Consider the following 10,885-nt stretch of genomic DNA (forward strand, 5'->3'; position numbering starts at 1 on the left):
CGACGATATCAGCGCGATGATCAGCGAGTTGATAAAGGCGCCGCCAAATTTCAATTGACAGAACCGTAGATGGTCTGGTTCGTACCAAAGCACATCGCACAAAGCGGTTTCGTAGTTCTGGATTGTGGGCATGAACCACAAGCCGCCCGTGCCTCCGATGATGTCGACGTCCAGCTTGAAACTGTTGATGAACATCAGCGCGATTGGGCCAACAGACATAAAGATCAGCGCGACCAGTAATGCGTAAAACGCGGGGTTTTGTTTTTCGTAAACCTTATCAGACATCTTATTGGTCCTCTTGGATCGCAGCGGCCATGCGAAGCGAACGGCGTTCTTGCCAACGGGTGAAACCGAACATGCACACTGTGAGCAGCATCAGCATGAGCAGAAGATAATTCGACATAGCCGCAGCGACGCCCAATTCGCGGAATTCAGAAGCCGTGCGAGAAATGCGCATGGCAAGGATTTCGGTGGTTTGCCCAGGTCCGCCATCGGTCATGACCAAGATCACTTCGAGAACTTTAAACGCATCGATGAGGCGTAGCAGAGCAGTGACGATCAAAATTGGTAGCATCATTGGAAGTTTGATAAACCAAATCTGCTGCCATCCTGTTGCGCCATCAATACGGGCCGCTTCCATCGCGGATTGTGGCAAGGATTGCAGCGCAGCCAAGGACAGGATGAAGATAAACGGGGTCCATTGCCAAATGTCGGCGAGGATCACAGAGAGCAGAGCGTTTTGGCCGAGCCAATCCACCTTCTCTAAACCAATGCTTTCTAAGGTGCGGTTAAACGTGCCGACCGTGGGGTGGTACATGTAGCGCCACATAAGACCAACAACGACAGGTGCGATCATCATTGGTAGGATGAACAAGGTCCGCAGAACGGACATGCCGCGAATGTTGCGATCAAGCAAAAGAGCAAGCCCGACGCCGATGATCATCTCAGCGATCACAACGATAGAGGCGAAAGTGATCGTGACAGAAAAACTTTTGCGGAAGAACGGATCAAAAAACAGATCAACGTAATTCTTGAAGCCGACGTATTCGGCCTCAGATATGCTTTGGCTCGGGTTCCAGTTGAGCAAGGAGCCGTACATCATGTAGCCCAGCGGATAGATCAACGCGATTGCCAGAATGATCGCGGCGGGCGCCATGAACATATAGGGCGTCATACGGTTCATAAAGTGACGGTTCACGGATGCTATCCTTTGATCAGACGAATGGGTCGTTAGGTATGACGGCCCCGCAAACGCGCGGAGCCGTCGTTCGTTTCTTAGGTCAACTTATTGCCAAGCGTAGTAGCCAGCTTCGTCCATTGTCACGCGCGCACGTTCTGCAACGCCGTCGAGAGCTTCTTGAATGTCGAGACCCTCTGTCAAAACTTGGCTCAAGGTTGTGCCAAGGTCTGCGTTGATTTTACCCCAAGTTGGGATAATTGGGCGCCAGTCTGGATCAGCATACTGAAGGGCTTCCCCAAACGTCGACATATGCGGGAAGGCTGCATTTACGTCGGCATCTGCGTGTGTAGAGAAGCGGGATGGGTTGCCGCCAGCAAGGGCTACGAGTTTGTCACCTTCACGAGATGTCAGCCATTGCATCAGCAAGAAGGCCGCTTCTTTGTGTTCAGCATTTGATGGAATGCCAATACCAAAGCCACCTGTTTGGCTTGCACGTTCTGTGCCCATCGGGTGCATGGCCCAACCAACCTTGCCGACTACTTGGCTACGCTCTGGATCATCAATCTGACCCGCTACGACAGTCGTATCAAGATACATCGCCGTTTCGCCGTTCAGGAATGAGCCCAACGCTTCGCCAAAGCCGAATGTTGTCGCGCCTTCAGGGCCACAATCAACAATATCCTTCAAGGCTTGTGCCGCTGCAACGCCTTCGGCGCTGTTCATAATGGGTTCCCAGTTATCATCGAAGATACCGCCACCCAGCGGATTCAGGTGCAGCAAAAACGCGTGGGCCGCATGGTGACCAGACGCTGCGCGGGAGGCAAGACCGCCCATACCCGGTTCCAGTGTTGGAATTTGACATGCAAGCGCGAGCATCTCTTCGTAAGTTTCTGGCACCTTAAGATCGTGCTTTTCAAAGATATCTTTGCGATACCCCAAAACGGAGGTTTCAGAGCCATAAGGCAGGCCGAACAAAGAACCCGTTGAACCAGAAAGGTAGCCGCGGTCGCCGCCCGCAAAGCCGATGTTGTAAACATAACCGTCAATCAGATCAGACGCATCATAACCCGGATCAGACAATGCTGGGTTCATGAAATACTTTGCCAGATTCTCTAGTTGATCAGCGTACACATAGTCCGCTTTGGAGAAGACGACGTAAGCGATGAGATCGTATTCGCCTTCATCTTGCGACAATTCCAAAGTCTGGCGTTCACGCATGGCAAGATATGGCAATTGATCGACTTCGACTTCGATGCCCGTCTCTGCTGTAAACTCAGGCAAGATTTGCATCACTGCGTCGTAGTGCGGGTGCGCCGGGAAGTTCACGATCAAGGTCGTGCCTTCGTAGGGCTCATAGGGGTTGGCGAGTGCCGCAGTGGACATCAATGCCGCCGCTGCTGTCGCTGTCTTCAACATCTTCATTTACTTTTCCTCCCAGAAAATTAAAGACCGTCAAAGTGCCTCTTCGGTTTGACGATCAAATAGGTGCACTCGGTTCAAGTTCACCTCAAACTTTAGGGTTTCCCCCAAAGCCATCGGGGTCTCCGAATTCACCTCAACAGTGACGCGGTTGGACCCACAGTTACACATCAGCACAGATTGAGCGCCGATATATTCGGACACCAAAACATCCAACGTCAGGGACTGACCTTCGGGAGCGTTTTGCGTGTAATCTAAATCTGAAGGGCGGATGCCCAATGTAACGGACTTACTCGTGTGTTTCGCTGCGATCTTGGCTTTTTCTCCGTCCAGTCGCAGGTCAAAGCCATCGCCCTTCACGAAAGTATCACTGCCGCGTTGTTCGATCTCGCCGTCCAAAAAGTTCATAGGCGGCATTCCCAAGAAGCCAGCTACGAATTTGTTGGCAGGGCGCTTGAACAGCTCTTCGGGGCTACCTTGCTGTTGAATGTAGCCACCGTTCATCACAACAATTCGGTCAGCCAAAGTCATAGCTTCGACTTGGTCATGGGTGACATAAATCATATTTTTTTGAACACGTTGGCTCATGATTGCGAGTTCAGCGCGCATCTGTCCACGCAATTTTGCGTCAAGGTTTGAAAGCGGTTCGTCGAACAAAAAGATGTCGCTGTCTTTCGCAAGCGCACGCGCCATCGCAACACGTTGGCGTTGACCGCCAGAGAGTGCGCCAGGTTTGCGATGTAAGAATTCGGTAAGCCCAACTAGGGCGGCGACTTCTTTAACCTTTTTGTCGATCTCGGTTTTCGCAACCTTCTGCAAACGCAACGCGAACGAGATGTTCTGCGCGACGTTCATATGCGGGTAAAGGGCGTAGTCCTGAAACACCATCGCCAGCCCCCGGTCCTTTGGTTCCAATGTGCTGATCGGTTTTCCATCTACATAGATCTCGCCCTCGGTGACGCTCTCTAAACCGGCGATCATCCGCAGTGTTGTGGACTTTCCACATCCAGACGGCCCAACGAGAACGGTAAACTCGTTATCTGCCATCGTCAGATCAACGCCATGCAGCACCTGAAAGTTGCCGTATCGCTTGATTAGACCTTTGAGCTGTATTTCTGGCATCGAATCCCTCTCCTCATCCACGGTAATCATTTTGCATACAAAAAGAAAAGTAAATATACAAAATTGATTTTTTCCGCGTCGACTGATAATATTTCCCAAAGTATGAGGAGATATTAATGCGCGAGCCAGCAAAAATTTCAGTCACCAAACGCATTGAAGCCGCTTTAATGGAGGAAATTGCCGCGGGAGAATTGGAGCCGGGCGTGCGGCTGGACGAGGTCGGCTTGGCTGCGCGCTTTGATGCTTCGCGCACACCCGTTCGAGAAGCTCTGACGCGTCTAACAGCGCAAGGCATTTTGGTGGAGGGTGAGCGACGCGGTGTCTTTGTGGCTAAGTATAATCGGGAAGAGTTAGCGCAGATTTTCGAAGCTATGCATGAGATCGAAGCAGCCTGTGCACGCATTGCTTCTCAACGACTTACGCTACTTTCACGTACTGATATTGAGATGGCGCAGGCCAAGTGTGTAGCTGCTGCGCAAACAGGTGACCGCGCCGCTTACTTGCGTGCGAACGAAGCATTTCATATGGCGATCTACAACTCCACTGGCAATCCTTATATGGCCGAGATCGCGTCAGAGTTCCGTCGTCGAACAGGGCCGTTCAGGGCGAAAAAATTCCAAACGAAGGATGATTTGATCGCATCTGCGGCCAGTCATCAGGAGTTGATAAGCGATATCTTTAGTGAAGATTCGGCGGCCGCATCCAAAGGCATGCGTAGCCACATGACCGAGAGCTTCTTGCAAGCGTTGAGAGCTAACTAATTCGATAATTTCAGAGTTGGGTCTTGCTATCGCATCCATTTTTGTATTTTTGTATACAAAATAGATTCGTCACAAGGAGACTGGCTATGGGCGCTGCCGAAACAAAGATTTATCCAATCAACACAGGATGGCTTGAGGCTGATCTCGGCACGTACATCTTTTGGAAAGGCCCAGCGGGTAAGAAGTACTGGAACCCTGTCTATTGCCACTACGTTGATACAGGCACGCATAAGATCTTGATTGATACGGGTCTTCCTGACGAAGAGCGCGCAACCAAGTATCATCATAAATGCGAAAAACGTGGTTGCCTTGAAGTGCACGAACATCTTGAGCAGAAGCTTGGTGTCCACCCTGATGAGATCGATGCAATCGTCTTTACGCATCTGCACTGGGATCACGTGCAGAACATGAAGAAGTTTAAAAACGCACGCTACATTGCGCCAAAAGCCGAAATTGAAATGGCCTACAATCCGTTGCCGCTTTATTATCGTACCTACGAAGCCAATATCGGTGTTGAACAAGCTTATGCCGGTTGTGTCTTCGAGGCAGTCGAGGATGAATGCGAGGTTTTGCCTGGCATTACGATGTTCCATACGCCGGGCCATTCTGTCGGTCATATGTGTGTGACGGTTGCGACGGCTATGGGCGACATAGTGGTCGCCGGGGACGCAATTTTTGTTGAACGCAATCTAGATCCAAACCCATCAGAGCAGTGGCGCTACTGGGTGCCTGCGCGTTTCGTAAATTCTTACGAAGGGTGGAAGTCCGTTGAGGAGATCGACAAGCGTGCGGACTACGTTTTGCCGTGCCATGACGAGGCCGCGAACGCACGCTCAGATGTCTTTCCTTATGAAGGGATGCCGTTGCGCAAGCGTCGTCAGCCGATCCCGGGGTATAAGTTCTATTTCGGCGATATGCCTGCAGGTATGGTGGACAAAGCTGCGCCCAAATTGAGCCAAGCTGAAGCTGATGCGTTCATCGCAGGGCTCGTCGATCCAAAAGACATGGCTGAATATTAACGCTGTGACCCAGTCTATCGACACACTTCAAATGATCGCGTCTCGCTATGATGCGATCATTTTTGACCAATGGGGCGTTCTACACAACGGGACCGTCGCATACCCCGAAGCAATCGACGCCATTAACCAACTTGGACGTGGCGGAGTGAAGTTAGGGGTGCTTTCTAACTCTGGGAAACGCGCAGAGCCCAATGCGGCACGTATCGCGGCTATGGGTTTTGACGTTGATCATTTTGATCATTTCATGACCAGCGGCGAAGCGCTTTGGCAAGACATGAAGCAGGGCGTCATACCGCAGCGCCGATTTTATCCGATCGAACGTGCGAAGGGCGACGCCGCTCTTTGGGCAGACGGCTTGGACATTGAAATCACCCATGATCTTAGCCGCGCCGATGCTGTCCTATTGATGGGTTTGCCTGACAATGCTGAGCAGACCGATCTTACCGCCTTCATCGAAAGTTGGCGCGAGCGGGAATTGCCAGTCTATTGCTCAAACCCAGACCGTCAAAGCCCGCGCGCCGGCGGGTACGTGGTGTCACCGGGTGCATTGGCATTTGCCTATCAGGATATTGGCGGTGATGTGACCTTTTACGGTAAACCGCATTTGCCCGTTTTTCGCTCTGTTGCTTCTGCAATGCGCGCCGAGCGATATCTGATGGTCGGCGATAGTTTGGAGCATGACATCGCTGGTGCTCAAACTGCAGGGTGGGACAGTCTACTCATTGAAGGCGGTCTTTATGCCGATGCTTTTGGCGCTGACCCCAGCGACGCGACTCTTATGCGATTGGTCGCCGCTCAAAAGGTTCAGCCCCCCACATTTCGTATGAAGGAAGTCCGATGAACACGCAGCCCGAACTCTTAACAGATGCATTTCGTGTTTTGTCCGCGCGTCTTGGCCAAGACCCTTTGCAGGTTCAAGGACCAGGCGGAAATACGTCCATAAAATCAGGCGGTGTTATGTGGATCAAAGCCTCTGGCACAGAACTGGCTGATGCGGAGAAGACGAATATCTTTGTTGCGGTTGACCGGCACGCTGCCGTTGCAGAAGCGCGCGAGCAGATGGGCGATGGCAGTTGTAAGACGACTGGTTTGGATACGAGCGTTACGCTTCGCCCCTCCATCGAAACGACTTTTCACGCGGCATTGGAATGGACGGTCGTCGCACATACCCATTCGGTCGCGACGATCACCCATGCCATTAGTCCCGAAGGGCGCGACGCGCTGGTAGAAAAGCTTGACGGGTTACCCTTCGTTCAGGTGCCTTATGCCAAACCCGGACTTCCGCTGACGCGTGAAATCCTTGCGCGCATTACTCCAGAAACTCAGGTTATTGTTTTGCAAAACCACGGTCTGATCTGTTGCGGTGACAGTGTCGAGGCTGTCGATTTGCTGATCCGCGACGTTGAGCAACGCCTTGCATTGCCGTCGGCTTCAATGGAATGGCACGAGCCCGAAACCTCGGCTCTCGATGGTTTTACATGGTCGGAGTACAGTTGGCTGGGCCAAAATGACAGAGCGATGCAGCTCGCGCTGAATGGTACCTACTATCCTGATCATGTGGTTTTCTTAGGCCCAGCGTTGCCAGAGCGGGAAACCGATGCCACGCCTCCTGCGATCTTGATACGTGGACAGGGTGTTTTGATCCGCGACGGGGCAACGTCTTCACAGCTAGCAATGCTGCGATGTCTTTGTGATGTGCTTTCAAGTCTACCCTTGGATTGGACCGTTGACCCAATTGGCACCGATGCGGAAGCGGAGCTGTTGAATTGGGATGCCGAGAAGTATCGCCAAGCCTTGGCAGGACGGCGATGATGTTACGTTTAGGCATTGATATCGGAACGTCAGGGGTGCGCACAGCCGTGTTAGACGGCGACGAGGTTGTTTCTACAGCGACCACTGAGCACCCAAAACAGTTAGGCCAAGCGATAGATGCTAATTTGTGGTGGGACGCGGTTGAAGAATGTTTGAAATCGCAAATGAACGCCTTGCGCGATACCGGGGGTGATCCAAGGCTGATAGCTGGCGTTGCTGTGGATGGCACGTCAGGGTCGATGGTACTGACAGACAGCGACTTAAATCCCGTTAGCCCAGCGTTGATGTATAATTCCAAAGGTTTCACCGAAGAAGCCGTTGAAATCGCGCGGCATGCTGATGATGCGCACATTACAAAGGGATCGAATTCGGCTTTGGCGCGCGCAATGCGTCTGGTCAAAGAGGCGACTGAAAAGCCATGTCACCTTCTTCATCAGGCGGATTTCATTGCCGCAAAACTGATGGGGCAAGGCGGGCATTCTGACTTTAACAACGCTTTAAAAACTGGTTTCGATCCAGAGACGAATGCATGGCCAGAATGGATCGCGCACATAATCGAGCCATCGCTTTTACCGCGCGTTCATGCCCCAGGCAGAGCAATTGCGCATGTTTCAACGTCGGTTGCTGAGACTTACGGGTTATCGCCAGACATGATGGTGCATGCAGGTACAACGGACAGTATCGCGGCATTCCTTGCGAGCGCTCCGATACGAGAAAGTGTCGCAGTCAGCTCATTGGGTTCTACGCTTGCGATCAAAATGCTGTCCAGTACTCGCATCGATGATCCTTCTATTGGACTTTATTCCCATAGGCTGGGTGAGTTTTGGCTCGTTGGTGGTGCGTCCAATACGGGTGGCGCCGTCTTGAAATCATTCTTTAGCACGTCCGAACTTGTCGAGCTGAGCACACAGATTGACCCGAGCAAACCTTGCGATTTGTCATATTACCCGCTTCTCCAACCAGGGGAGAGATTTCCGATCAATGACCCAGACCTTGCGCCGCTCTTAACGCCGCGCCCCGTAGAGGATGCCGCGTTCTTGTATGGGCTGCTGGACGGGATCGCTGGAATTGAGGCGCAGTGTTATGAGGCGATCAACGCCCGTGGTGGCGGTATGCCGAGCAGAATATTTACCGCAGGCGGCGGTAGCCAGAATGAAGTCTGGACGGCGATCAGAGCGCGTCACATTGGCGTGCCGATTGAAACGGCGGAATACACCGATGCTGCCATCGGTGCTGCCAAACTCATCGTGCAATAACTGAGCGCTGCCTACATGCCCTATCGCAAGGGCATCCGTTCTTTAATCAAATCCCAAGAACCGTGTCGTGTTGCTGATCGGGCGACGGCGCGAGACAACGGAGTTCGCGACAAAATCATCGTCAGGCCAACCCAGCGCGACACATGTCAGGATGATCTGATCTTCGGGAATGCCAGCCACTTCACGCACAACAGGGCTTTGCATGATGCCTTGCCCGTTTATCACCGTACCGAGCCCCTTGCTCCACGCTGCCAAAGTCAAAGCGTAAGTCATCGCACCTGTATCAAAATGCGCGATCGTGTTGTTGAGCAAGGAACGGTCAAAGCACACAACGATAGAGACGGGTGCATCAAACTGGCGGAACCCTCGCATGACCCAATCTTGTCGGCGTTCCGCGTCGTGGCGTTCAATTCCCATCGCTTCGAACAATTGAATGGCGATTTCGATCTGGCGTTTCCGATGCTCGCCCTCATATTCGGCATAGTCTTCGATATCACGCGTTGGTGTCACTCCGCCAAGCATACGTTCGGTATTGCCTTGGCGCACTTGCTCCAGCGGTTCACCTGTCAAAACATGTAGATGCCATGGCTGCGTGTTCATCGAAGACGGCGCGCGATTTGCAAGCTCGATCACCTCTTCCAGCAGCTCTTGAGCAACAGGTTTGTCGGTAAATCCACGGATAGAGCGGCGGCCATTTATGGCATCTTCAAGCTTCATGTTGGTCTCTTTTCGTCTGTTCGTATGAGTTTAATCTTTGAAAACCGCGAGGCCGAGCCATTCGGCAACAAGCGCAGGCGTTTCTTCACCTTCGATTTCGACCGTGAGCGCATTGGTGCGGAGCAAATCTGTTGCGTTGCGGGCATTCACTGCCTGCAAGGTAAAGCGCCCACGAAGGCGCGAACCTGCACGTACTGGCATCAAAAAACGCAATTTGTTCATACCGTAGTTGATGCCCATCACCTGACCGGGCAGCATATCGAAACAGTCATATGCAAAACGACTGGCCAGCGAGAGGGTCAGAAAGCCATGTGCAATCGTACCTCCAAAGGGCGTTTCAGCAGCAGCGCGTTCTGGATCAATGTGAATCCATTGCTCATCATGGGTTGTGGTGGCGAATGTATCGATCATCGGTTGATCAACCGTGATCCAATTGGACACACCGACTTCGGTTCCGATGAGCGCTTCGCTCTGCTTTAGGGCATCTTGAAGGGATGACATGACAATGGTTCCTTATTCAGGGGCAGGCTGGCGCATCTCTGGCAGATGTGCGCTAGTGCGAAAAACGGGAAAGGGAATGTGATGAAAGAAGCGCGTCAACATAGGTTTGCTCCGCCCAAAGGCGCCGCTGATTTGCTTCTGATCCGACACGGCGAAACCCAAGCGGCTGTGCGCGGCGAGTGTTTCCCGATGGTTGACGGGCAGGGCGACCCTGCTTTGCGGCCGGAAGGGCATGCGCAAGCGATTGCCGTTGGTGCGCGTTTGAAGGCAGAACCGATTGACGCGATTTACGTTACGACGATGCAGCGCACCCATCAAACGGCTGCGCCTCTGGCGGGGCATTTGGGGTTGAAGCCGCGCGTTGAACGCGATCTGCGTGAAGTCTTTCTTGGTGATTGGGACGGGGGTGAATTCCGCTTTCGCGCGGCGGAAAATGATCCCGCTTTTGTGCGGGCGCGCGCAAACCAAGAGTGGGGCGAATTGCCTGGCGCGGAAACCACGGCCCAGTTGCAAGCGCGTGTCAAAGCGGGGCTGCTGCGCATAGCCGCTGCGCACGCGGACGAACTGGTCGCGGTTGTCGTGCATGGCGGCGTCATAGCCGCCGCTCTGGCAATCGCGACCGGATCGCCAGCCTTTGCTTTCATGGGTGCGGACAACGGATCGATTAGCCGCCTTGTCGTTCGCGGCGAGCAAATGACATTGCGCGGTTTTAATGACGTGTCCCATTTGCAGACCTAGGCCGTCGTCACCACGACTTTGCCCAAGACCTTGCGATCTTGCAGCAATTGAAGAGCATCGCCTGCCTGCTCCAACGGATAGCTGGCAGAGATGCGCGGCTTTACTTTGCCTTCGCCATAAAGACGGAACAGATCGCCTAGGTTTTCCATATGGTTCTTTGGCTCGCGCACCGTATGCGCGCCCCAGAAGACACCGACGATCTGACAACCTTTGAGCAGCGTCAGATTCAATGGGATGTTAGGGATACCTGCAGGGAAGCCAACGACGAGATACCGCCCCTTCCAAGCCAGTGAGCGCACTGCTGGCTGGGCATAGTCGCCGCCAACCGCATCGTACACGACGTCAACGCCATCACCGCCT

General features: G+C 53.0%; 12 protein-coding genes and 1 pseudogene. 6 read left to right on the forward strand and 7 right to left on the reverse strand.

Features of this window, described 5'->3' with window-relative positions:
• The 4 genes and pseudogenes from ABJQ89_RS15665 to ugpC form a co-directional block, all read right to left on the reverse strand.
• Positions 1-285, reverse strand: a pseudogene (locus ABJQ89_RS15665) (carbohydrate ABC transporter permease); the annotation flags it as partial.
• Position 286: 1 nt separating this feature from the next.
• Positions 287-1,198, reverse strand: a complete 912-nt coding sequence (locus ABJQ89_RS15670; protein WP_348497100.1) for a sugar ABC transporter permease — start codon at positions 1,196-1,198, stop codon at positions 287-289.
• Positions 1,199-1,285: 87 nt separating this feature from the next.
• Complete coding sequence (locus ABJQ89_RS15675) at positions 1,286-2,602, reverse strand: sugar ABC transporter substrate-binding protein (RefSeq protein ID WP_348497101.1); 1,317 nt, start codon at positions 2,600-2,602, stop codon at positions 1,286-1,288.
• A 30-nt stretch (positions 2,603-2,632) separates the two neighbouring features.
• Complete coding sequence (gene ugpC, locus ABJQ89_RS15680; RefSeq protein ID WP_348497102.1) at positions 2,633-3,721, reverse strand: sn-glycerol-3-phosphate ABC transporter ATP-binding protein UgpC; 1,089 nt, start codon at positions 3,719-3,721, stop codon at positions 2,633-2,635.
• 116 nt (positions 3,722-3,837) lie between these two features.
• Here ugpC and ABJQ89_RS15685 point away from each other — a divergent pair, with 116 nt between their 5' ends.
• From ABJQ89_RS15685 to ABJQ89_RS15705, 5 genes are all read left to right on the forward strand, one after another.
• Positions 3,838-4,482, forward strand: a complete 645-nt coding sequence (locus ABJQ89_RS15685; protein ID WP_348497103.1) for a GntR family transcriptional regulator — start codon at positions 3,838-3,840, stop codon at positions 4,480-4,482.
• Between the two features lie 86 nt (positions 4,483-4,568).
• The gene (locus tag ABJQ89_RS15690; RefSeq protein WP_348497104.1) at positions 4,569-5,501 is read left to right on the forward strand and encodes an N-acyl homoserine lactonase family protein; all 933 of its coding nucleotides are present in this window, start codon (positions 4,569-4,571) and stop codon (positions 5,499-5,501) included.
• On the forward strand, positions 5,452-6,342 hold the full coding sequence (locus ABJQ89_RS15695; protein ID WP_348497105.1) for a TIGR01459 family HAD-type hydrolase: 891 nt from the start codon (positions 5,452-5,454) through the stop codon (positions 6,340-6,342). Before ABJQ89_RS15690 ends, ABJQ89_RS15695 begins: the two co-directional genes overlap by 50 nt.
• Positions 6,339-7,313: a class II aldolase/adducin family protein gene (locus tag ABJQ89_RS15700; protein WP_348497106.1), complete on the forward strand. Its 975-nt coding sequence runs from the start codon at positions 6,339-6,341 to the stop codon at positions 7,311-7,313. The genes ABJQ89_RS15695 and ABJQ89_RS15700 overlap by 4 nt, the downstream gene beginning before the upstream one ends.
• The gene (locus ABJQ89_RS15705; protein WP_348497107.1) at positions 7,310-8,569 is read left to right on the forward strand and encodes an FGGY-family carbohydrate kinase; all 1,260 of its coding nucleotides are present in this window, start codon (positions 7,310-7,312) and stop codon (positions 8,567-8,569) included. The genes ABJQ89_RS15700 and ABJQ89_RS15705 overlap by 4 nt, the downstream gene beginning before the upstream one ends.
• 42 nt (positions 8,570-8,611) lie before the next feature.
• On the opposite strand, the gene ABJQ89_RS15710 is transcribed toward ABJQ89_RS15705, so the two are convergent.
• Together ABJQ89_RS15710 and ABJQ89_RS15715 are read right to left on the reverse strand one after the other, a co-directional pair.
• Entirely contained in the window at positions 8,612-9,286 is a 675-nt protein-coding gene (locus ABJQ89_RS15710; protein WP_348497108.1) for a nitroreductase, read from the reverse strand.
• 30 nt (positions 9,287-9,316) lie between these two features.
• Positions 9,317-9,787: a MaoC family dehydratase gene (locus ABJQ89_RS15715; RefSeq protein WP_348497109.1), complete on the reverse strand. Its 471-nt coding sequence runs from the start codon at positions 9,785-9,787 to the stop codon at positions 9,317-9,319.
• A gap of 81 nt (positions 9,788-9,868) precedes the next feature.
• Between ABJQ89_RS15715 and ABJQ89_RS15720 the strand changes: the two genes are divergently transcribed.
• Positions 9,869-10,525 carry a histidine phosphatase family protein gene (locus ABJQ89_RS15720; RefSeq protein ID WP_348497110.1) on the forward strand — a complete coding sequence of 219 codons (657 nt, stop codon included), beginning with the start codon at positions 9,869-9,871 and terminating at the stop codon, positions 10,523-10,525.
• On the opposite strand, the gene ABJQ89_RS15725 is transcribed toward ABJQ89_RS15720, so the two are convergent.
• The coding region (locus ABJQ89_RS15725; protein ID WP_348497111.1) for a zinc-binding dehydrogenase at positions 10,522-10,885 on the reverse strand (364 nt) is incomplete at its 5' end. The genes ABJQ89_RS15720 and ABJQ89_RS15725 overlap by 4 nt on opposite strands.

The sequence above is a fragment of the Planktotalea sp. genome (genome assembly GCF_039984035.1).
GTDB lineage: Bacteria > Pseudomonadota > Alphaproteobacteria > Rhodobacterales > Rhodobacteraceae > Planktotalea.